Below are 20,733 nucleotides of genomic sequence, written 5' to 3' on the forward strand. Positions count from 1 at the left end.
CTCGGGTGCGGATTCAGTATGCTTACGAGTTATTGTTTTTAGAAGCGGGAGGTCAATTTGATCCCGGACGTATCACAGGCGCTTTCTTGGTTGGAAGCCCATCCTCAGGCATTAAAAGGCATTCGTCGCGGCATCGAGCGTGAAACGCTGCGAGTCACGCCGAACGGCACCTTGGCGACTACCGGGCATCCGGAAAAGCTGGGGGCGGCATTGACGCATCACTGGATCACCACGGATTTCGCCGAGGCGCTGTTAGAGTTCATTACGCCGGTTGATGACAATATCGATCACCTGCTGACGTTCCTGCGCGATATTCATCGCTACGTGGCGCGCAACATTGGCGATGAGCGCATGTGGCCGCTCAGCATGCCGTGCTTTATCGAAGCCGAGCAGGATATTGAGCTGGCGCAGTTCGGTTCTTCGAACATCGGCCGCATGAAGACGCTGTACCGCGAAGGGTTGAAGAATCGCTATGGCGCGCTGATGCAGACCATTTCCGGCGTGCACTACAACTTCTCGCTGCCGCTGGAGTTTTGGCAGGCCTGGGCTGGCGTGCAGGACGCAGAAAGTGGTAAAGAGCAGATCTCGGCGGGGTATTTCCGCCTGATCCGCAACTACTACCGTTTCGGTTGGGTGATCCCGTATCTGTTCGGCGCATCGCCGGCCATTTGTTCTTCGTTCCTCAAAGGGCGCGAGACCACTCTGCCGTTCGAACGCACCGAGCAGGGGATGTGCTACCTGCCGTACGCCACCTCGCTGCGTCTGAGCGACCTGGGTTATACCAACAAGTCGCAAAGTAATCTGGGCATCACCTTCAACGATCTGCACAGCTATGTGGCCGGTTTGAAGCGGGCGATCGTTACGCCTTCCGAAGAGTTCGCCAAGCTGGGCGTGAAAGAGGGTGATCGCTACCTGCAGTTGAACAGCAACGTGCTGCAAATCGAGAACGAGCTGTATGCGCCGATCCGGCCGAAGCGCGTGACCAAAAGCGGCGAGACGCCGTCAGACGCGCTGCTGCGCGGCGGTATCGAATACATCGAAGTGCGTTCGCTGGATATCAACCCGTTCTCGCCGATCGGCGTGGATGCGGTGCAGGCGCGTTTCCTGGATCTGTTCCTGGTGTGGTGCGCGCTGGCCGATGCGCCGGAGATGAGCAGCGATGAACTGCTGTGCACGCGCAAGAACTGGAACCGGGTGATTCTGGAAGGGCGCAAGCCGGGCCAGACCATCGGCATCGGCTGTGGCGCCAGCCATGAACCGTTGGAAAAAGTGGGCAAGGCGCTGTTCGCCGATCTGCGTCGGGTCGCGGAAGTGTTGGACGGCGAAGCCGGCAACCGTCAATACCAGCAGGTGTGCGATGAGCTGGTCGCCGCGTTTGACGATCCTGAGCTGACCTTCTCCGCGCGCATTCTGAAGGCGATGAAGGCGGAAGGCACCGGACGCGTCGGTCTGCAGCTGGCGGAGCAGTATCGCCAGACATTGCTGGAAGAACCGTTGGAAATCCTGAACGAAGCCGAGCTGGATAAAGAGCGGGAAGCCTCTTGGCAGCGTCAACGCGACATAGAAGCCAATGATACGCTAAGCTTTGAAGCGTTCCTGAAGCAAAACGGCGGAAGCTGAAAAAGAAAAAGGCCACATCAATGTGGCCAAATATGCATCTCTGATGACAGGGATGATGATAACAAATGCGCGTCTTTCACATACTCAGACTCGCAGGGTTGGAAAAGGTTTCCCGGTTAGGAAAAAAAGTTTCGAAATAAATGCTCTTTTACGAGGAGGTAGCGAAATGCCATTGCTGGATAGCTTTACCGTCGATCATACCCGTATGGCAGCCCCGGCTGTCCGCGTTGCGAAAACCATGAAAACGCCTCATGGCGATACCATCACGGTATTTGATCTGCGCTTTTGCCGCCCGAACCTGGAAGTGATGCCCGAACGCGGCATTCACACGCTGGAACACCTGTTCGCCGGCTTTATGCGCGACCACCTGAACGGCCAGGGCGTGGAGATTATCGACATCTCCCCAATGGGCTGTCGCACCGGTTTCTACATGAGCCTGATCGGCGTGCCGGAAGAGCAGCGCGTTGCCGATGCCTGGAAAGCGGCGATGGCAGACGTGCTGAAAGTGACCGACCAGCGCAAGATCCCTGAGCTGAACGAGTACCAGTGTGGTACCTACCACATGCACTCGCTGGAAGAAGCGCAGGAGATCGCCAAGCACATTCTGGATAACGGCGTGGTGGTGAACCACAACGACGAACTGGCGCTGCCGAAAGAGAAGCTGCAGGAGCTGCATATCTAACCGTACGTTTCCCGCAGAGACAAAAAAGACGCGATTTCGCGTCTTTTTTACGTTCTGGCGGAGGGTTAGTGATGGCCGATGCTGGACTGCAGCGAGGTGATCGGCGTGACCCGCACCTGTTTGATCATATTGCCCTGCACGTCGAGAATGTCGATATCGTAATGGCCGATACGCACCCGGGTGCCGATTTCGGGGATCTCTTCCAGTTCTTCCAGCAGCATGCCGTTGACGGTGCGAGCCTCGTTGGCGGGTAAAGTCCAGTTAAAGGCCTTGTTCAGCTCCCGCACGTTGGCGGTGCCGTCGATCAAGACCGAGCCGTCGCTCTGCGGCGTGACTTCTTCCGCCAGCGTCGGCGACATCGAGGTGGTGAAGTCGCCGACGATCTCCTCGAGGATGTCTTCCACCGTAACCAGGCCCTGAATGTCGCCGTACTCGTCGACCACGATGCCGACCTTCTCTTTGTTGCGCTGGAATTTCACCAGCTGCACGTTGAGCGGCGTGCCTTCCGGTACGAAGTAGATCTCATCGGCGGCGCGCAGCAGGTTCTCTTTGTTAAACTCTTTTTTCTCGGTCATCAGACGGTAGGCTTCGCGCACGCGCAGCATGCCGATCGCGTCGTCCAGCGAGCTGCGATACAGCACGATGCGGCCGTGCGGCGAGTGGGTCAGCTGGCGCATGATCGACTTCCAGTCGTCGTTGACGTCGATGCCGACGATCTCGGTGCGAGGCACCATGATGTCGTTGACCGTCACCTTTTCCAGGTCCAGCACCGAGATCAGCATGTCCTGATTGCGGCGGGAGATCTGCGACTGGGATTCACGCACGATGGTGCGCAGCTCATCCTTGCTGACGGCGTCGCTGATGCGCACGTTGGTGCGAATGCCGAACAGGCGCAAGGTCAGGCTGGTGATGCCGTTGAGCAACCAGACCAGCGGGAACATCACCTTTTGCAACGGGGCCAGCAGGACGCTGCTGGGGAAGGCGATGCGTTCCGGATAGAGCGCGGCGAAGGTTTTCGGCAGCACTTCGGCGAACAACAGCACGGCGAAGGTCAGAACGCCGGTCGCAATCGCCACGCCGAGATCGCCATACAGCCGCATGCCGACGATGGTCGCCAGCGCCGAGGCGAGGATGTTGACCAGGTTGTTGCCGATCAGCACCAGGCCGATCAGCCGATCCGGTTTTTGCAGCAGCTTCTCCACCCGGCGCGCCGAACGGTTACCCTGCTTGGACAGGTGGCGCAGGCGATAACGGTTGAGCGTCATCATGCCGGTTTCGGAGGCGGAGAAGTAAGCGGAGACCACGATCATGATCACCAGGATAATGATGAGGGTCCCCGTCGACACATGCTCCAATGCAGTATTCCTTATAGAGAGGGAAAGTTGAACCGGGCTGGCTCAGCGCACCATCACCTGTTGAATCAGACGGCTGCCGAAGTAGGCGAGCGTCAGCAGGAAGGCGCCGGCGAAGCTGAACCAGACGACGCGGCGGCCGCGCCAGCCTTCATGGTAATGGCCCCACAGCAACACGATATACACGAACCAGGCCATGATCGACAACACGGCTTTATGCACGTTTTCTTTGCTGAACAGATTATCCATGTACAGCAGGCCGGTGCACAGGGTGAGCGTCAGCAGCACCACGCCGATCTGGGTGATATGGAACATCTTGCGCTCGATGCTCATCAGCGGCGGCATGTCGGCGCTGAAGGTCAGCTTTTTGTTTTTCAACAGGTAGTCGAGCCAGGCGAGCTGTAAGGCGTAGAGCGCGGCGATGATAAGGGTGGCGTAAGAGAACAGCGCCAGGCCGATATGCACCATCAATTCCGGGCTGGCTTCCAGGTGAGTGATGAACTCGCCGGGCATGAAGCTGGCGAAGGCCAGATTGATCATCGCGAAGCTGTAGACGATCGGCAGCAGGAACCAGCCGCGATCGCGTGAAGCGACGAAGGTCATCACCGAACAGATGATCAGGCTGACGATAGAACCAATGTTCAGCAGGCTGAGATTCTGCCCGGCGCTGACGTCAAAGATGCGCTGCTGAAGCGCGATGGCGTGGCAAATCAACGCCACCACCGCCGAGACGAGGGCGAGCCGACGGTATGCGCTGTTCTTCCGCAACAAGCTGGGAATGATCAGTCCAAGGCTGAGCAGGTAGGCCATCAAAGCCACAATGGAGAAAACTGGCATAACGTTTAATTTTGCTTCGGCGTGGTTAATTGGAGTGTCAGTATAGCGTTGCGCGCGTTTCACTCCAACCTATCTCCAACGCTGAGGCAGAGATCCTGCGCGCTTCGTGTTATCATCGGCGCAATTGTGTCGCCGGAGCGGCCTGTCATTACACGTTGAGCATGAGACGATGTTTGAAAATTTAACCGATCGATTGTCGCGCACGTTGCGCAATATCAGCGGCCGCGGGCGGCTGACCGAAGAGAATATCAAGGAAACCCTGCGTGAAGTGCGCATGGCATTGCTGGAGGCGGACGTTGCGCTGCCGGTGGTGCGCGACTTCATCAACCGCGTCAAAGAGAGCGCGGTTGGCCATGAAGTCAACAAAAGCCTGACGCCGGGGCAGGAGTTCGTCAAGATCGTCAAGGGCGAGCTGATCGCCGCGATGGGCGAAGTCAACACCGAGCTGAATCTGGCGGCCCAGCCGCCGGCGGTGGTGCTGATGGCGGGCCTGCAGGGGGCCGGTAAAACCACCAGCGTCGGTAAGCTCGGCAAATTCCTGAAAGAAAAACAGAAGAAGAAAGTGTTGGTGGTTTCCGCGGACGTTTATCGCCCGGCGGCGATCAAACAGCTGGAAACGTTGGCGGAAGGCGTCGGCATCGACTTCTTCCCGTCTGACGTCAAAGAAAAACCGATCGACATCGTCAATCGCGCGCTGCAACAGGCCAAGCTGAAGTTCTACGATGTCCTTATTGTCGATACCGCCGGCCGCTTGCACGTTGACGAAGCGATGATGGACGAGATCAAACAGGTGCACGCGGCGATCAAGCCGGTGGAAACCCTGTTCGTGGTCGACGCCATGACCGGCCAGGACGCCGCCAATACCGCCAAGGCGTTTAACGAAGCGCTGCCGCTGACCGGCGTGGTGCTGACCAAGGTCGACGGCGATGCGCGCGGCGGTGCCGCGTTGTCCATCCGCCATATCACCGGCAAGCCGATCAAGTTCCTCGGCGTCGGCGAGAAGACCGAAGCGCTGGAGCCGTTTTACCCGGATCGCGTGGCATCGCGCATCCTGGGCATGGGCGACGTGCTGTCGCTGATCGAAGATATCGAAAGCAAGGTCGACCGCGAGCAGGCAGAGAAGCTGGCCAACAAGCTGAAGAAGGGCGACGGTTTCGATCTGACCGACTTCCTGGAGCAGCTCAAGCAGATGCGCAACATGGGCGGCATGGCCAATATGCTGAGCAAGCTGCCGGGCGCCGGCCAACTGCCGGACAACGTCAAGTCGCAGATGGACGACAAAGTGCTGGTGCGCATGGAGGCGATCATCAACTCGATGACGCTGAAAGAGCGCGCCAAACCGGAAATCATCAAGGGCTCGCGCAAGCGCCGCATCGCGATGGGGGCCGGCATGCAGGTGCAAGACGTCAACCGCTTGCTGAAGCAGTTCGACGAAATGCAGCGTATGATGAAGAAGATGAAAAAAGGCGGTATGGCGAAGATGATGCGCGGCATGAAAGGTATGATGCCGCCGGGCTTCCCTGGCCGCTGACGGGCTTCCGCACGCCGAGTGCGGGCGCTTTCAGCATTCGCCGTTCGCGGTGAAAACCGTCCGAAATTTGACAGGCTGCAAAAGTTGTCCCCTGCGATCGACGCTTTAGATTGCTTTTTGCGCCAAAATGAGTAAAATTTTCGGGCTTTTTATATTGCAACCGGGCCCCGTCCCTCAATGGGGCCCGGCTGTTTTATTAACTAAAGAGGATGTTATGGTAACAATTCGTTTGGCACGTGGCGGCGCTAAAAAGCGTCCGTTCTATCAAGTAGTAGTGACCGACAGCCGCAACGCTCGTGATGGTCGTTTCATCGAGCGCGTAGGCTTCTTCAACCCGATCGCTTCCGGTCAGGCTGAAGCACTGCGTCTGGACCTGGACCGCATCGAGCACTGGGTTGGTCTGGGTGCAACCGTTTCTGATCGCGTTCACGCGCTGATCAAAGACGCTAAGAAAGCAGCTTAATCTGTCGCGGTGGTGGCAATGAGCAAGCAACTCAAACCGGTAGCGCCGATCGCGCCGATTGTACTCGGTAAAATGGGTTCCGCTTACGGCATTCGTGGTTGGCTCAGAGTGTTTTCATCCACCGAGAACGCCGAAAGCATTTTTGACTATCAGCCGTGGTTTATCCAGCAGGCGGGTCAGTGGCAGCATATCGAGTTGGAAGACTGGAAGCGCCACAGTCAGGATCTGATCATCAAAGTCAAAGGCATTGACGATCGGGACGCGGCGAATCTGCTGACTAATCGCGAGATTATGGTGGATTCCGATCAACTTCCTCCGTTGGAGGGTGATGATTACTACTGGAAAGACCTGATGGGCTGCAAGGTAGTCACCTCCGCCGGCTACGAGCTGGGTAAAGTCATCGATATGATGGAAACCGGCTCGAACGATGTGATGGTTGTGAAAGCGAACCTGAAAGATGCGTTCGGCATGAAGGAGCGGTTGATTCCGTTTCTTCATGGGCAGGTTATCAAGAAAGTCGATCTCACTGCTCGCGTGATTGAGGCAGATTGGGATCCTGGTTTTTGACCCCCGGATCAAACGGTCGAAGCAAGTGGAATAACGGTAAGGGGATTGGCTTGTGTTCATCGGTATTGTAAGCCTGTTTCCTGAGATGTTCCGCGCTATCACCGATTACGGGGTGACTGGCCGGGCAGTAAAAAATGGCCTGCTGAGCGTGCAGTGTTGGAGTCCTCGCGACTTCACCTACGACCGGCATCGCACCGTGGACGATCGCCCTTACGGCGGCGGCCCGGGAATGCTGATGATGGTGCAACCTTTACGGGAAGCCATTCATGCGGCGAAAGCAGCGGCAGGCGAGGGAGCAAAGGTGATTTATCTGTCACCTCAGGGGCGCAAGCTGGATCAAACCGGCGTGTGCGAACTGGCGGCCAATCAGAAGATGATTCTGGTGTGCGGCCGTTACGAAGGGATAGACGAGCGCGTAATCCAAACCGAAATTGACGAAGAATGGTCAATCGGCGATTACGTTCTCAGCGGCGGGGAACTGCCGGCGATGACCCTGATTGATTCAGTCGCCCGTTTCATACCGGGTGTACTGGGCCATCAGGCCTCAGCGGAGGAAGACTCCTTCGCCGACGGATTGCTGGACTGCCCGCACTATACCCGCCCCGAGGTGTTGGAAGGGATGGAGGTACCGCCGGTTCTGCTGTCGGGCAACCATGCCGAGATACGTCGCTGGCGCTTAAAGCAGTCGCTGGGCCGAACCTGGCTTAGAAGACCTGAACTTCTAGAAAGCCTAGCTCTGACTGACGAGCAAGCGGTGTTGCTGGCTGAGTTCCAACGGGAACATCAGGCCAGGCAACAGGACTATGAAGGAAACGTCTGACATCAGACGGGACCGATATATCAGTTTACCTAGGGTAAGAGACATATTATGAGCAACATTATTAAGCAACTTGAACAAGAGCAGATGAAACAAGACGTACCTGCATTCCGTCCGGGTGATTCCGTGGAAGTGAAGGTATGGGTCGTTGAAGGTAGCAAAAAACGTCTGCAGGCATTCGAGGGCGTGGTTATCGCTATCCGTAACCGCGGTCTGCACTCTGCATTCACTGTTCGTAAGATTTCCAACGGCGAAGGTGTTGAGCGTGTATTCCAGACTCACTCCCCAGTAATCGACAGCATTACTGTTAAACGTCGTGGTGCCGTTCGTAAAGCTAAACTGTACTACCTGCGTGAGCGTACTGGTAAGGCTGCTCGTATCAAAGAGCGTCTGAACCGCGTTGGCTAACGCTGCATCCAAAAGTTAATAGTTATCAGGGGTTGGCATTATGCCAACCCCTTTTTTTATCTGAAAAATCTATCACGTTGCATTTGCGAGGCCTTAGCTGCCTGGCCGCGACATTAAAAAGCCTCCATAAGCAGGCTTTTTGCATTACAGCGCTGCGGCGCTGTGTTTCTGCTGACTCTCCGGCGGGTGAGGCTGAGCCGGGATAATGTCATCGCCAGGTTTGACGATCACCCGCGCGACGGATTCGTGCGTGGCGAACGTGCAGCTGCAATTGATGTTGCGGCATTGATGGTAACGCTCTTTAGTCGACTCGCTCAGATAGCGGCTGGAGCGAGTGTGGGCCACGTGACCGCATAGTGGACAGTGCATCATAAGAACCCCCTTGAACAAATTAAGTGAAATTGGTGTGGCATCATCCTTTGGCGAGTGAACTCGTCATCATGAGGCAATGCCCTGCAAGCACAGTGCGCGTTCCATGGCGCGTCGCTGTTCCAGCCCTTTGTTTTTCTTTCCGTTTACGTAAACCCAGCGTGGCAGCTGATCGCAGGCCTGCCGCCACTGGCGCTGTTGCAGCAGCGCGACCAGCGTAGAGTGGCAGGCTGCGCTGACGCCCACATTGAAGGCGAAGGCGATCGCCGCATCATAGGTTTGTTGCGAGAGCGTATCCGGCAGGCAGGCGGCCATGCCGCGCTCGGTGCGGCGAACATCGTCGACCAAATCCATCGCGGCTTTGTGTTCATCGGTCGCTTTACCAGGGATGACGCCAGCGGTGTGCCCAATGCCCTGCGTCCACACCCCGGCGCTGCACTGGTAAGGCGACAGGCGGCAACCTTCGAGATCGGCGATCAGCCTGAGGCCGGCTTCTGAGGTTTGCAGCTCGCCAAATGACGGCAACAGCACGGCGATGGCCAAAACGGCGGCGACGCTGCAGCGCTTAACGGTTGCACTCATCGTAAATTTTCCTCCGCGATGTCGCATTGCGCTCAATGGCCTTCAAGATCTGCAGGCTTTTACGTCGGTAGTACCAGTTCACCAGAAACGTGCCGATGCCTACCGCCGCACCGACTAAAAAGGCAATGTCCTGCGGAGACAGCTTGCCGAGCCAGGCGAGAAACAACGCCATGGCGTAGGTGATGAATGAGGTTATTTTCTCCATAGCCTTATGCTCGCTTCGTTTACAGAATCTCGAGAGCCGGAGGCATCAATGCGAGACAGCTTGCTATCGATATCCATCATGCTCCTGGCCTGTATGATAATTACTGTATATGCATACAGTATTAAGCTATTTGCTAAAGTCGTCAATGGGTGAGGTGAATATTTTTAGCAGATTGTGCAAAAGAGGGAGGGGGGGAGGCATAAAAAAAGCCCATCGATGATGGGCTTCGAGAAATAATGGGGGAGATTACAGGCCGTAGACCAGCGTGACCGAGGTGGTGGTATCTGTGTTCTTCGGCGCTGAGGCCGGCGGTTTGCTGTTGTAGGTCACGGTGTAAGCCACGCGCAATGAGAAGCGATCGTTGATCGCCACGTTCAACGCGCTTTCCGAGTTCAGCGTGGTTTCTTCGTTCGCCAGCGCGGAAACGCCCTGAATGAACTTGGTGTTGTCGGTCAACTGATAGGAATAGTTGGCCGCACCATAGGCCAGCCCCTTGGTCGAGCGGCCGCCGCCATGGTATTCATCATGGCGCACGCCGGGACCGAATTCCACCCGCAGGTCACTGAGCGGCCCGTTAAGGAGTTGACGGCCGTAGCCGCCGGTCAGCGTGGAGCGTGAGTCGTAACCGTTGAAACGGTCACTCAGCCAGCTGGCCTGACCGAACAGGTAGTTGCGATCTGTCAGGTTATAGCGCGTACGGCCACCGGCCTGGTATTTTTCGGACGAGCGCACGTTGGAGGAGGTGGTGTTGTTGGCCGCCCCCCACAGGCTGTACGCCGCGTCGCTGTTGAACCAGGTCATGTTGGTGTTGGCCAACAGGGTGGAGCTCTGCGAGTTGCCTGACTGGGCGTTGTAGCCCGCCTGCACGTTGCCTTCGAACGGTTTCTTGGCGGTGGCCGGATCGTCCATCGCGGTGAAAAGCGTATTGTCGGCAAGGGCTGAAACACTGGTGAAAGTCGTTAAGCAGCAAATATACAGCGGAAAAGCGCGACGAGCGCGAGAAGAGAGCATCTTGGATCCAGTTGTTAAGGGGAGTTATTGTTGATGACGGTCACATTATATCGGTTCATTTCGGCGACAAAAATAGCCGCCATTAGCTTAAGTTTTTAATTTTTATCCCTCATTTATTCGCTTTTCTTCTACTTAAAATCATCGCTTTTGGCGGCATTTCGTGCTGATCCTGCTTTGCACAGGCGTCGGTGCCGAGATCGGCGGCGTATTTTCGCTGTAAAACTAAGTGTACACATTTATTTACGAATGCTCATTTTTCTTAGACCGGGTGGCTAATGTGGGGTGACTGGCTTTGTTATTCGTTAGTCCCATGTATTTATTGTGTTTTAACTGGTTTTTACAAGCCTTTTTCAACGGTGATTTAATCAGGATGATTATGGTAATTTTTTATTTACGGAAAATGGATTGAAAACTTTACATATCGTGATAGGGTAGAGCCCTGAAACGCTCAATGTTCCATTTCAACGCATAACGCCAAACGACAGGAATAGCATCATGCAAAAAGACGCGCTCAATAACGTACACATCAGTGCAGAACAGGTTCTCATCACGCCGGAGGAGCTGAAGAACCAGTTCCCGCTCAGCGCCGACGACGAAAATGAGATCGCCACTGCGCGCAACACTATCGCCAACATTTTGCAGGGGCGCGATCATCGCCTGTTGGTGGTGTGCGGGCCTTGTTCGATCCACGATCCGGACGCGGCGCTGGACTATGCCCGTCGTTTGAAAACCCTGGCGGCTGACTTGAGCGATCAGCTGTATATCGTTATGCGCGTCTACTTTGAAAAACCCAGAACCACTGTCGGCTGGAAAGGTTTGATCAACGATCCATACATGGACGGTTCGTTTGACGTTGAAGCAGGCTTGCATATCGCGCGTCGCCTGTTGCTGGATCTGGTGGGCATGGGCTTGCCGTTGGCTACCGAAGCGTTGGATCCGAACAGCCCGCAGTACCTGGGGGATTTGTTCAGCTGGTCGGCGATCGGTGCGCGCACCACAGAATCGCAGACCCACCGCGAAATGGCCTCCGGCCTGTCGATGCCGGTCGGGTTCAAAAACGGCACCGACGGCAGTTTGGGTACCGCCATCAACGCCATGCGCGCCGCTGCTATGCCGCACCGCTTCGTCGGCATCAACCAGGCAGGCCAGGTTTGCCTGCTGCAGACGCAGGGCAACCCGGATGGGCACGTGATCCTGCGCGGCGGCAAAACTCCGAACTACAGCGCTGAGCACGTTGCGGCCTGTGAAAAACAGATGCTTGAGGCGGGACTCCACCCGTCCTTGATGATAGATTGCAGCCATGGCAACTCGAATAAAGACTATCGCCGTCAGCCGGCGGTGGCCGAGTCCGTGGTGGAGCAGATCAAGGCGGGTAACCGCTCAATCACCGGCATTATGCTGGAGAGCCATCTGCATGAGGGCAATCAGTCTTCCGAACAGCCGCGTGCAGACATGCGTTACGGTGTGTCCGTCACCGACGCCTGCATCAACTGGGAGAGCACGGAAACCCTGTTGCGCCATATGCATCAGGAACTCGGCGCTGCGCTGACGGCCCGTACGGGAGAAAAGTAAGTTATGGTGGCAGAACTGACCGCGCTGCGCGATCAAATCGATGAGGTGGATAAAGCGCTGCTGGATCTGCTGGCGAAACGCCTGCATCTGGTAGCGGAAGTGGGCGAAGTGAAAAGCCGTCATGGCCTGCCGGTTTACGTACCGGAGCGCGAAGCCGCGATGCTGGCCTCGCGTCGCCAGGAGGCGGAAAACCTCGGGGTGCCGCCGGATTTGATCGAGGACGTTTTGCGCCGCGTGATGCGCGAATCCTACGTCAGCGAGAACGATAAAGGCTTTAAAACTTTGTGTCCGCAGCTGCGGCCGATCGTCATCATCGGCGGCAACGGCCAGATGGGACGGCTGTTCAACCGTTTGCTGACGCTGTCGGGTTATCAGGTCAGGGTACTGGATCAGGAAGATTGGCCGCAGGCGGAACAGCTGCTGGCAGACGCCGGCATGGTGATCGTCAGCGTGCCGATCCACGTGACCGAGCAGGTGATAAGCCGCCTGCCGACGCTGCCTGCCGACTGTATTCTGGTGGATTTGGCGTCGGTGAAGAACCGCCCGCTGCACGCGATGTTGGCGGCGCACAGCGGCCCAGTGGTCGGGCTGCACCCGATGTTCGGCCCGGACGTGGGCAGCGTGGCGAAGCAGGTGGTGGTTTACTGCGACGGCCGCCAGCCGGAGGCTTACCAATGGCTGCTTGAACAGCTGCAGGTGTGGGGCGCGCGGCTGCATCGCATCAGCGCGGTTGAACACGATCAGAACATGGCGTTTATTCAGGCGCTGCGGCACTTCGCCACCTTCGCCTACGGGTTGCATCTGGCGGAAGAGAACGTGCAACTGGAGCAGTTGCTGGCGCTCTCCTCGCCGATCTACCGGCTGGAGCTGGCGATGGTTGGCCGCCTGTTTGCGCAGGATCCGCAGCTGTACGCCGATATCATTATGTCGTCGGAAGAAAACGTGGCGCTGATTAAGCGTTACTACCAGCGCTTCGGCGAGGCGATAACGCTGTTGGAGCATGGCGACAAACAGGCGTTTATCGACAGTTTCCGCAAGGTGGAGCACTGGTTTGGCGATTACGCCCAACGCTTCCTGGTGGAGAGCCGCACGCTGTTGCGACAGGCTAACGACAGCCGACAGTAAAACGCGGGCGGTAAACGTAAAAGGTTCGGCTTGGCCGAACCTTTTTTTATGGTTTCAGGATGGGTTGACCGGCACCACGGTGTCGCTCGGGTAGCAGCCCAGGACCTTCAGCGAGCGGGTGATTGGCGCCAGATCGCGCAGCGCTTTTTGCATCGCGTCGGCACGCAGGTTGGCCTGCACATCGATATAAAACATCTCTTCCCACGGATTGCCGTTGATCGGGCGTGATTCCAGTTTGGTCATGATGATGCCGTTGTCGCGCAGAACCAGCAGCGCTTCGACCAACGCACCGGATTGTTGGCCGGTCGCCATGATCAGCGTGGTTTTGGCCGGCACCTGTTCAGATACGTCGATCGCTTTGCGCGCCAGGACGATGAAGCGAGTGATGTTCTGCTGCTGGTTGGCGAGGTTGTGTTCCAGCACCTGCAGCCCGTACAACGCGCCGCCGGCCTCACTGCCCAGCGCCGCCACCTTCGGCGAATTCAGCTTGGCGACTTTCTCCATCGCCGCGGCGGTGCTTTCGGTGTACTCGATTTTCCAGTGCGGGAAGCGGTTAAGGAACTGGCTGCACTGTTGGAACGGCTGCGGGTGGCTGTAGACGGTTTCAATCTGGCTAAGATCGCTGTCGCCGGCCACCAGAACACAGTGGTCGATCGGGTTGGTCAGTTCGCCGACGATCGACAGGCTGGTGTGTTGCAGCAGATCGTACACCTCGTTAATCGAACCGGAACTGGTATTCTCGATCGGCAAAATTGCGTAGTCCGCCTGGCCGGTTTCCACCTGGGTGAAGATATCCTGAAACTTTTGGCAACCGCATTCGATCAGCCGATCGAAATGGCGGGCGGCGTATTGGCGTGCCGCCAGATGTGAGTAAGAACCTTTCGGGCCGAGAAAGGCGATGCGGGCGGAGTGTTGGCTGACGGGGTTGAGCTGGTGCTGCAGCAGCGCCTGCTGGGTCAGGACGGAATCTTCGATAATCAGTTGGAACAGGCGGGTGACGTAGAAGCCGTCCAGGTCGTAAGGTTTGGCGGCGGCGATCAGCGCATCCAGCAGATCGCGTTCGCGCTCTTTGTCGCGGATCGGACGATGAGAGTGCAGTTTGGTCTTGCCGACTTCGATCGCCAGCTCACGGCGTTCCGCCAGCAGGGCCAACAGTTTCAAGTCCAGTGCGCTGATGCGCTCGCGCAGCACCAATAACGGGTTGTCAGTCATAATCAGCTTCCGCCTTCAGTTCTTATTCGTTGTAAAACAGCCATAAAAAAAGCCCCCTGTCTCCAGGAGGCCTTATTGTTCGTCTTCGCATTCTTTCTCACACGACGAAACGCCTCCCAGTCAGGGGAAGGTAAAAAAGAATGCGAAGAAAAACGGTGTGCGTGGCATGGTCTACCTAAGGTTAATGCGAACAGGTTTTAAAGTAACCGTTGGTTTTTACCCCGTCAACAAAAATACCCGACAAAAAACGCGCCCTCGGGCGCGTTTGATGCGGCAACCGCAGTCGGACGGTTATTCCTGCTCTTGCGTGACTTCCGGCACGATGTCTTTCACGCTGGCGTTGCAGCGGCGCGCTTCGCCTTTGTGCTGCACCTTGTTCAGCTGGCGCTCCAGCTTGGCGATAAGCTCATTAACGGCGGTATACATGTCATCATGTTTGGCGCTGGCGACCAGCGGGCCGTTAGGCGTGGTAATGGTAGCATCGGCGACAAACCCTTGCGGTTCTTTGGATAAGACGATATGCGGGTTAATCAGCTGGGTCTGCCATTTTTCCAGTTTGGTGAGACGGTCTTCGACGTGATTGCGGATTGCGGGAGTGATATCCATTTGTTTGCTGGTAATGTTCAATGTCATATAACTTACCTCTCTGTCTTTCCGTCTTGGTGAATCCAGCATACCCCGCTTTTTGTTTAAATGCGTGATGTAAATCACGATTTTTTGTCACTTTTTGCAAAGTTAGTTCAATCTGTGATTCAGCATTTGAATTGGTTATCTAATGCTTGAGAGTTGCCGCCAGATGGCGCATTATCGATGAGTTGACCGGTGAGGAGTACTAGCTAACACCGTGTTTTTACTTGTGTATTTTTCCAGTAAAAACCAGGTCGACGCCAATGAAAACGGCAGCCTTGGCTGCCGTTTGGTTTTTCTGCCGTTGCCGACGCGCGCTTATTGCGGGTTTGCGGCGATCACTTTGGCCACTTTGTCAGCCTGGCCGTTCAGCTGCAGCTGCTTGTAGGCATTTTCCATCAGCGGCAACACGTCGTGCGTCGCTTTGGTATCCGGGAATTCTCGCAACATCTGCTCGGCGCGATTAACGACCGCGACGTAAGCACCGCGTTTAGTGTAGTATTCCGCCACCGAAAGCTCATACTTGGCCAAACGGTCTTTCAGATACACCAAACGCTTGTTGGCGTCGGTCGCGTATTGGCTGTTCGGGTATTGCTGAATCAACTGGCTGAAGTCGCGGAACGCAGCGCGAGCGTGCTGAGGATCGCGGTCCGAACGGTCAACCCCGAAGAAGCCCTGCAGCGCGCTGTCATCGAGCGCCATGTCGGTCAGGCCGCGCATGTACATCACGTAATCGATGTTCGGGTGCGTCGGGTTCAGACGCATGAAGCGATCGATGGATGCCTGAGCCATCGGCAAGTCGGCGGCCTTATAGTAGGCGTAAATCAAATCCAGCTGGACCTGCTGGGAATACGGCCCGAAAGGATAGCGGTTATCTAACGCTTCGAGTTGCGTAATCGCGCCCTTGAAGTTACCGTCCTGCAGTTTTTGCTGCGCGGTAGCATAGATTTCCGAAGGTGGGTTGTCGGGAACCGCATCCTTGGATGTGGAGCAACCTGCCAGCGCCAGGCTCAACGTGGCTGCCGCCACCAGATATTTCATACGCGTCATGACGTTTTGATTATCCTCAGGGTGTTATTCCGGGAGACTGTCCGTTAAGCTCCCGACAAAGACCAGGTACAATAGCACATTATATTAAACGGCATCGCCGTGAAAACCCAACGTTAACGAAGAAGCTGCATATGGCACAACAAGTACAACTCACCGCAACGGTGGCCGAATCTCAACTCGGACAACGTTTAGATCAGGCTTTGGCCGAATTGTTCCCTGATTATTCACGATCTCGCATAAAAGAGTGGATCCTGGGCGATCGGGTGAAGGTCAATGGCAAAACGTCAAACAAACCGAAAGAGAAGGTGCTGGGCGGAGAGACCGTCGCCATCGATGCACAGATTGAAGAAGAGGCGCGTTGGGAGCCACAGGATATCGCGCTGGATATCGTCTATGAAGACAGCGACATCCTGGTGATCAACAAACCGCGCGATTTGGTGGTGCACCCTGGCGCCGGTAACCCGGACGGCACGGTGCTCAATGCGCTGCTGCATCACTACCCGGAAATCGCCGACGTGCCGCGTGCCGGCATCGTGCACCGTCTGGACAAAGACACCACCGGCCTGATGGTGGTGGCGAAAACCGTGCCGGCGCAAACCCGGCTGGTGGAAGCGCTGCAGGCGCGTGAGATCACCCGTGAATATGAAGCGGTGGCGATCGGCACCATGACCGCCGGCGGCACGGTAGAAGAGCCTATCGCGCGTCATTCCACCAAGCGTACCCATATGGCGGTGCACCCGATGGGTAAACCGGCGGTAACGCACTACCGCATCATGGAACACTTCCGCGCGCACACCCGCCTGCGCCTGCGCCTGGAAACCGGCCGTACTCACCAGATCCGCGTGCACATGGCTTACATCAGCCATCCGCTGGTGGGCGATCCGCTGTACGGCGGCCGTCCGCGTCCACCAAAGGGCGCTTCGGAAGCCTTCATCAACACGCTGCGCGGCTTTGACCGCCAGGCGCTGCACGCCACCATGCTGCGTTTGTATCATCCGATCAGCGGCATCCAGATGGAGTGGCATGCGCCGCTGCCGCAGGACATGGTCGATCTGATCAACGCGCTGAAGGCGGACACCGAAGAATTCAAAGATCAGATGGACTGGTAATGAGCTCGCTCATTCTGCCTGACTGGCCGTTGCCTACCGGGGTTAAGGCCTGCAGCACCACGCGTGGCGGCGGCGTTAGCCTGCCGCCTTATGACTCGCTGAACCTCGGCACCCACGTCGGTGATGAGGCGCAAGCGGTGACACGCAATCGGGAACGTTTGGTTACCGCCGCCGGTTTGCCGCAGATGCCGGTGTGGCTCGAGCAGGTGCACGGCACTCGCGTGGTGACGTTGACGGGGAAAGCGCCCGCCGATCTGCGGGCGGATGCGGTGTACAGCAATGTGCCGGGGCAGGTGTGCGCCGTGATGACGGCGGATTGTCTGCCGGTGCTATTCTGCTCGCAGCACGGTGACGAAGTGGCTGCCGCCCACGCCGGCTGGCGCGGGTTATGCCACGGCGTGCTGGAGCAAACCGTGGCGGCGTTCAGCGCCGCGCCGGGTCAGATCAGCGCCTGGTTGGGGCCGGCGATCGGCCCACAGCAGTTTGAGGTCGGGTCGGAAGTGCGCGCCGCTTTCATGGCGGAAGACGCCGAAGCCGCGGCGGCATTTACGCCGCACGGCGATAAGTTTTTGGCTAATATCTATTTGCTGGCTCGCCAACGCTTGTTGCGTGCGGGCGTGCAGGCCATCTATGGCGGCGACCGCTGTACGGTTAACGAAACGAGTCATTTTTTCTCCTATCGGCGCGATGGAATAACCGGACGTATGGCAAGTTTAATCTGGCTGATATAACCTATTGAATTAGGACGATCCAACGACGCATGGCGTTGTACCGAAAATTTAGCGTCGAGATAACCTTGAAAATTTGAGGGATGACCTCATTTAATCTCCAGTAGCAATTTCGACCCATCTTGGAGGTGTTATGCGTCTGGATCGTCTTACCAACAAATTCCAGCTTGCCCTCGCCGATGCCCAGTCACTAGCCCTTGGGCACGACAACCAGTTTATTGAACCGCTACATCTGATGAGCGCCCTGCTCAATCAGGAAGGGGGCACGGTTCGTCCACTATTAACTTCCGCAGGTATCGATGCCGGGCGCGTGCGCACCGAAATCGAACAGGCGCTGTCCCGTTTACCGCAGGTAGAAGGCACCGGTGGCGACGTTCAACCGTCCCACGAGCTGGTGCGCGTCCTGAACCTGTGCGACAAGCTGGCGCAGAAGCGCGCGGACAAATTCATTTCTTCCGAGCTGTTTGTGCTTGCGGTGCTGGAAGACCGCGGCTCGTTGACCGACTTGTTGAAAGCGGCCGGCGCAACGGCCGACAAAATCAGCAAAGCCATTGAACAAATGAGAGGCGGTGACAGCGTGGAAGACCAAGGCGCCGAAGACCAACGGCAAGCATTGAAGAAATACACCATCGATCTGACCGAACGTGCCGAGCAGGGCAAACTTGACCCGGTGATTGGCCGTGACGAAGAGATCCGCCGCACCATTCAGGTGCTGCAACGCCGCACCAAAAATAACCCGGTGCTGATCGGCGAACCCGGCGTGGGTAAAACCGCCATCGTCGAAGGCCTGGCGCAGCGCATCATCAACGGCGAAGTGCCGGAAGGGTTGAAGCACAAGCGCGTATTGTCCCTCGATATGGGCGCGTTGATCGCCGGCGCCAAATATCGCGGCGAGTTTGAAGAGCGTCTGAAAGGCGTGCTCAACGATCTGGCCAAGCAGGAAGGCAGCGTGATCCTGTTTATCGACGAACTGCACACCATGGTCGGCGCCGGTAAGGCGGATGGCGCAATGGATGCGGGCAACATGCTGAAGCCGGCGCTGGCGCGCGGCGAGCTGCACTGCGTCGGTGCCACCACGCTGGATGAGTATCGTCAATATATAGAGAAGGATGCGGCCCTCGAACGTCGTTTCCAGAAAGTGTATGTGGCGGAGCCGAGCGTGGAAGACACTATCGCTATTCTGCGCGGCCTGAAAGAGCGTTACGAACTGCACCACCACGTGCAGATCACCGATCCGGCCATCGTGGCGGCGGCAACGCTTTCGCACCGTTATATCGCCGATCGTCAATTGCCGGACAAGGCTATTGACCTGATCGACGAAGCGGCGTCCAGCATTCGCATGCAGATGGACTCCAAGCCTGAATCGCTCGACAGGCTTGAGCGCCGCATCATTCAGTTGAAGCTGGAACAGCAGGCGCTGAATAAAGAGTCGGACGACGCCAGTAAGAAACGCTTGGAAATGCTCAGCGATGAGCTGGGGCAGAAAGAACGCGAATATTCGGAGCTGGAAGAAGAGTGGAAAGCGGAAAAAGCGTCACTCTCCGGTACTCAGAACATCAAGGCGGAACTCGAGCAGGCCAAAATCACCCTGGAGCAGGCGCGTCGCGTCGGCGATTTGGGGCGGATGTCGGAACTGCAGTACGGCAAGATCCCTGAGCTGGAGAAACAGCTCGCCGCTGCCACGCAGGCCGAAGGCAAGAGCATGAAGCTGCTGCGCAACCGGGTAACCGATGCGGAGATTGCCGAAGTGCTGGCGCGCGCGACCGGGATCCCGGTGGCCAGAATGCTGGAAGGCGAGCGCGACAAGCTGCTGCGCCTGGAGCAAGAGCTGCATTCGCGGGTGATCGGCCAGGACGAAGCGGTCAGCGCGGTCTCTAATGCTATCCGCCGCAGCCGCGCCGGGTTGTCCGATCCTAACCGGCCGATCGGTTCGTTCCTGTTCCTTGGCCCGACCGGGGTGGGGAAAACCGAGCTCTGCAAGGCGCTGGCTTCGTTCCTGTTCGACAGCGACGACGCTATGGTGCGTATCGACATGTCCGAGTTTATGGAGAAACACTCCGTTTCGCGTCTGGTCGGCGCGCCTCCGGGCTATGTCGGTTATGAAGAGGGCGGCTACCTGACGGAAGCCGTGCGCCGCCGGCCTTATTCGGTGATCCTGCTGGATGAAGTCGAGAAAGCGCACCCGGACGTGTTCAACATCCTGCTGCAGGTGTTGGATGACGGCCGCCTGACCGATGGCCAGGGCCGTACCGTCGATTTCCGCAATACCGTGGTGATCATGACGTCCAACCTGGGTTCGGATCTGATCCAGGAGCATTTCGGTCAGATGAACTACGCGCAGATGAAAGAGTCGGTGATGGAGATGGTGAGTCACCACTTCCGTCCGGAATTCATCAACCGTATCGATGAAGTGGTGGTGTTCCATCCGCTGGGCGAGAAACACATTGCTGCGATCGCCAAGATTCAGCTGTCGCGTCTGTACAAGCGTTTGGAAGAGCGCGGTTACGAAGTGACCATGACCGAGCCTGCTCTGGCGTTGTTGAGCAAAACCGGTTACGACCCTGTGTATGGTGCGCGTCCGTTGAAACGCGCTATTCAGCAGGAGATCGAGAACCCGTTGGCGCAGCAAATCCTGTCCGGCAAGCTGATCCCCGGCAAGCTGGTGACGCTGGATGTGGAAAACGACCATATCGTTGCACGCCAATAACGGCAATTAAGCCTATTAAAGATGAAAGGGAGCGGGTGACCGCTCCCTTTTCTTATCTTCGTTTGTCCCTATTTACAGAGGTTGCCGCTATTACTGTGCTAAAACCGGTGTTTTTCGACTAATAAATATCCTAAAAAGGCGTTTTTGGTGATTATTTGA

The 20,733-nt window shown here is 56.9% G+C and carries 22 protein-coding genes and 1 other annotated feature; of the genes, 12 read left to right on the top strand and 10 right to left on the bottom strand.

Translation table 11 applies throughout. From position 1 onward, the window contains the following. Nucleotides 1-57 precede the first annotated feature (57 nt). Both gshA and luxS read left to right on the top strand, forming a co-directional pair. Nucleotides 58-1,620 (top strand): glutamate--cysteine ligase, encoded by a 1,563-nt coding sequence (gshA, locus tag WFM45_RS20680; protein ID WP_015376703.1) that lies wholly within the window; start codon nt 58-60, stop codon nt 1,618-1,620. 166 nt (nt 1,621-1,786) lie between these two features. Beyond that, the gene (luxS, locus tag WFM45_RS20685; RefSeq protein ID WP_004932513.1) at nt 1,787-2,302 is read left to right on the top strand and encodes an S-ribosylhomocysteine lyase; all 516 of its coding nucleotides are present in this window, start codon (nt 1,787-1,789) and stop codon (nt 2,300-2,302) included. A gap of 65 nt (nt 2,303-2,367) precedes the next feature. Here luxS and WFM45_RS20690 read toward each other — a convergent pair whose 3' ends face one another. Then, the gene (locus WFM45_RS20690; RefSeq protein ID WP_015376704.1) at nt 2,368-3,657 is read right to left on the bottom strand and encodes an HlyC/CorC family transporter; all 1,290 of its coding nucleotides are present in this window, start codon (nt 3,655-3,657) and stop codon (nt 2,368-2,370) included. A gap of 42 nt (nt 3,658-3,699) precedes the next feature. Beyond that, nucleotides 3,700-4,491, bottom strand: a complete 792-nt coding sequence (locus WFM45_RS20695; protein WP_004932506.1) for a cytochrome C assembly family protein — start codon at nt 4,489-4,491, stop codon at nt 3,700-3,702. A gap of 169 nt (nt 4,492-4,660) precedes the next feature. Here WFM45_RS20695 and ffh point away from each other — a divergent pair, with 169 nt between their 5' ends. The 5 genes from ffh to rplS all read left to right on the top strand — a co-directional run bounded on the left by ffh (nt 4,661) and on the right by rplS (nt 8,277). After that, nucleotides 4,661-6,022 (top strand): signal recognition particle protein, encoded by a 1,362-nt coding sequence (ffh, locus tag WFM45_RS20700; protein WP_004932504.1) that lies wholly within the window; start codon nt 4,661-4,663, stop codon nt 6,020-6,022. Nucleotides 6,023-6,236: 214 nt separating this feature from the next. Next, on the top strand, nt 6,237-6,485 hold the full coding sequence (gene rpsP, locus WFM45_RS20705; protein ID WP_004932501.1) for a 30S ribosomal protein S16: 249 nt from the start codon (nt 6,237-6,239) through the stop codon (nt 6,483-6,485). An 18-nt stretch (nt 6,486-6,503) separates the two neighbouring features. Further along, on the top strand, nt 6,504-7,052 hold the full coding sequence (rimM, locus tag WFM45_RS20710) for a ribosome maturation factor RimM (protein ID WP_336957104.1): 549 nt from the start codon (nt 6,504-6,506) through the stop codon (nt 7,050-7,052). Between the two features lie 52 nt (nt 7,053-7,104). Next, entirely contained in the window at nt 7,105-7,872 is a 768-nt protein-coding gene (gene trmD, locus WFM45_RS20715; RefSeq protein ID WP_004932485.1) for a tRNA (guanosine(37)-N1)-methyltransferase TrmD, read from the top strand. A 48-nt stretch (nt 7,873-7,920) separates the two neighbouring features. Continuing rightward, a complete protein-coding gene (rplS, locus tag WFM45_RS20720; protein ID WP_004932484.1) occupies nt 7,921-8,277 on the top strand; it encodes a 50S ribosomal protein L19 in 357 nt (118 codons plus the stop codon). Between the two features lie 144 nt (nt 8,278-8,421). On the opposite strand, the gene WFM45_RS20725 is transcribed toward rplS, so the two are convergent. The 4 genes from WFM45_RS20725 to WFM45_RS20740 all read right to left on the bottom strand — a co-directional run bounded on the left by WFM45_RS20725 (nt 8,422) and on the right by WFM45_RS20740 (nt 10,444). Further along, complete coding sequence (locus tag WFM45_RS20725) at nt 8,422-8,649, bottom strand: ogr/Delta-like zinc finger family protein (protein ID WP_021505301.1); 228 nt, start codon at nt 8,647-8,649, stop codon at nt 8,422-8,424. Between the two features lie 66 nt (nt 8,650-8,715). Then, nucleotides 8,716-9,228, bottom strand: a complete 513-nt coding sequence (locus tag WFM45_RS20730) for a lysozyme (protein WP_336957105.1) — start codon at nt 9,226-9,228, stop codon at nt 8,716-8,718. Further along, nucleotides 9,212-9,433, bottom strand: a complete 222-nt coding sequence (locus WFM45_RS20735) for an HP1 family phage holin (RefSeq protein WP_004932472.1) — start codon at nt 9,431-9,433, stop codon at nt 9,212-9,214. The genes WFM45_RS20730 and WFM45_RS20735 overlap by 17 nt, the downstream gene beginning before the upstream one ends. 246 nt (nt 9,434-9,679) lie before the next feature. Next, the gene (locus WFM45_RS20740; protein ID WP_004932469.1) at nt 9,680-10,444 is read right to left on the bottom strand and encodes a DUF481 domain-containing protein; all 765 of its coding nucleotides are present in this window, start codon (nt 10,442-10,444) and stop codon (nt 9,680-9,682) included. Nucleotides 10,445-10,939: 495 nt separating this feature from the next. Here WFM45_RS20740 and WFM45_RS20745 point away from each other — a divergent pair, with 495 nt between their 5' ends. Together WFM45_RS20745 and tyrA are read left to right on the top strand one after the other, a co-directional pair. Further along, nucleotides 10,940-12,016, top strand: a complete 1,077-nt coding sequence (locus WFM45_RS20745; RefSeq protein WP_016929016.1) for a 3-deoxy-7-phosphoheptulonate synthase — start codon at nt 10,940-10,942, stop codon at nt 12,014-12,016. Between the two features lie 3 nt (nt 12,017-12,019). Beyond that, a complete protein-coding gene (gene tyrA / locus WFM45_RS20750) occupies nt 12,020-13,141 on the top strand; it encodes a bifunctional chorismate mutase/prephenate dehydrogenase (RefSeq protein WP_048326245.1) in 1,122 nt (373 codons plus the stop codon). A 54-nt stretch (nt 13,142-13,195) separates the two neighbouring features. Here the strand turns inward: tyrA and pheA are convergent, their stop codons facing one another. The 4 genes from pheA to bamD form a co-directional block, all read right to left on the bottom strand. Further along, nucleotides 13,196-14,353 carry a bifunctional chorismate mutase/prephenate dehydratase gene (gene pheA / locus WFM45_RS20755; RefSeq protein ID WP_048326247.1) on the bottom strand — a complete coding sequence of 386 codons (1,158 nt, stop codon included), beginning with the start codon at nt 14,351-14,353 and terminating at the stop codon, nt 13,196-13,198. A gap of 42 nt (nt 14,354-14,395) precedes the next feature. Further along, nucleotides 14,396-14,522: a sequence feature (Phe leader region), on the bottom strand. After that, nucleotides 14,474-14,521 (bottom strand): hypothetical protein, encoded by a 48-nt coding sequence (locus WFM45_RS20760; RefSeq protein ID WP_101428074.1) that lies wholly within the window; start codon nt 14,519-14,521, stop codon nt 14,474-14,476. It overlaps the preceding feature by 48 nt. Nucleotides 14,523-14,644: 122 nt before the next feature. Then, nucleotides 14,645-14,986, bottom strand: coding sequence for a ribosome-associated translation inhibitor RaiA (raiA, locus tag WFM45_RS20765; RefSeq protein ID WP_004932457.1), 342 nt, complete (start codon nt 14,984-14,986; stop codon nt 14,645-14,647). A gap of 312 nt (nt 14,987-15,298) precedes the next feature. Beyond that, entirely contained in the window at nt 15,299-16,030 is a 732-nt protein-coding gene (bamD, locus tag WFM45_RS20770; protein WP_004932456.1) for an outer membrane protein assembly factor BamD, read from the bottom strand. 131 nt (nt 16,031-16,161) lie between these two features. Between bamD and rluD the strand changes: the two genes are divergently transcribed. The 3 genes from rluD (at nt 16,162) to clpB (ending at nt 20,574) form a co-directional block, all read left to right on the top strand. Continuing rightward, nucleotides 16,162-17,139, top strand: coding sequence for a 23S rRNA pseudouridine(1911/1915/1917) synthase RluD (gene rluD / locus WFM45_RS20775; protein ID WP_004932452.1), 978 nt, complete (start codon nt 16,162-16,164; stop codon nt 17,137-17,139). Beyond that, on the top strand, nt 17,139-17,870 hold the full coding sequence (gene yfiH, locus WFM45_RS20780) for a purine nucleoside phosphorylase YfiH (protein WP_336957107.1): 732 nt from the start codon (nt 17,139-17,141) through the stop codon (nt 17,868-17,870). Before rluD ends, yfiH begins: the two co-directional genes overlap by 1 nt. A gap of 130 nt (nt 17,871-18,000) precedes the next feature. After that, nucleotides 18,001-20,574 (top strand): ATP-dependent chaperone ClpB, encoded by a 2,574-nt coding sequence (gene clpB / locus WFM45_RS20785; protein WP_004932446.1) that lies wholly within the window; start codon nt 18,001-18,003, stop codon nt 20,572-20,574. Nucleotides 20,575-20,733: the final 159 nt, after the last annotated feature.

This window comes from Serratia sp. KG1D, from assembly GCF_037150675.1.
Classification (GTDB): Bacteria; Pseudomonadota; Gammaproteobacteria; order Enterobacterales; family Enterobacteriaceae; genus Serratia; species Serratia nematodiphila.

Coding starts and splice junctions, on each gene's coding strand:
- luxS (WP_004932513.1), top strand. CDS start 1,787: ATGCCATTGCTGGATAGCTTTACCGTCGATCATACCCGTATGGCAGCC.
- WFM45_RS20695 (WP_004932506.1), bottom strand. CDS start 4,491: ATGCCAGTTTTCTCCATTGTGGCTTTGATGGCCTACCTGCTCAGCCTT.
- ffh (WP_004932504.1), top strand. CDS start 4,661: ATGTTTGAAAATTTAACCGATCGATTGTCGCGCACGTTGCGCAATATC.
- rpsP (WP_004932501.1), top strand. CDS start 6,237: ATGGTAACAATTCGTTTGGCACGTGGCGGCGCTAAAAAGCGTCCGTTC.
- rimM (WP_336957104.1), top strand. CDS start 6,504: ATGAGCAAGCAACTCAAACCGGTAGCGCCGATCGCGCCGATTGTACTC.
- rplS (WP_004932484.1), top strand. CDS start 7,921: ATGAGCAACATTATTAAGCAACTTGAACAAGAGCAGATGAAACAAGAC.
- WFM45_RS20725 (WP_021505301.1), bottom strand. CDS start 8,649: ATGATGCACTGTCCACTATGCGGTCACGTGGCCCACACTCGCTCCAGC.
- WFM45_RS20730 (WP_336957105.1), bottom strand. CDS start 9,228: ATGAGTGCAACCGTTAAGCGCTGCAGCGTCGCCGCCGTTTTGGCCATC.
- WFM45_RS20735 (WP_004932472.1), bottom strand. CDS start 9,433: ATGGAGAAAATAACCTCATTCATCACCTACGCCATGGCGTTGTTTCTC.
- WFM45_RS20740 (WP_004932469.1), bottom strand. CDS start 10,444: ATGCTCTCTTCTCGCGCTCGTCGCGCTTTTCCGCTGTATATTTGCTGC.
- WFM45_RS20745 (WP_016929016.1), top strand. CDS start 10,940: ATGCAAAAAGACGCGCTCAATAACGTACACATCAGTGCAGAACAGGTT.
- tyrA (WP_048326245.1), top strand. CDS start 12,020: ATGGTGGCAGAACTGACCGCGCTGCGCGATCAAATCGATGAGGTGGAT.
- pheA (WP_048326247.1), bottom strand. CDS start 14,353: ATGACTGACAACCCGTTATTGGTGCTGCGCGAGCGCATCAGCGCACTG.
- raiA (WP_004932457.1), bottom strand. CDS start 14,986: ATGACATTGAACATTACCAGCAAACAAATGGATATCACTCCCGCAATC.
- bamD (WP_004932456.1), bottom strand. CDS start 16,030: ATGACGCGTATGAAATATCTGGTGGCGGCAGCCACGTTGAGCCTGGCG.
- rluD (WP_004932452.1), top strand. CDS start 16,162: ATGGCACAACAAGTACAACTCACCGCAACGGTGGCCGAATCTCAACTC.
- yfiH (WP_336957107.1), top strand. CDS start 17,139: ATGAGCTCGCTCATTCTGCCTGACTGGCCGTTGCCTACCGGGGTTAAG.
- clpB (WP_004932446.1), top strand. CDS start 18,001: ATGCGTCTGGATCGTCTTACCAACAAATTCCAGCTTGCCCTCGCCGAT.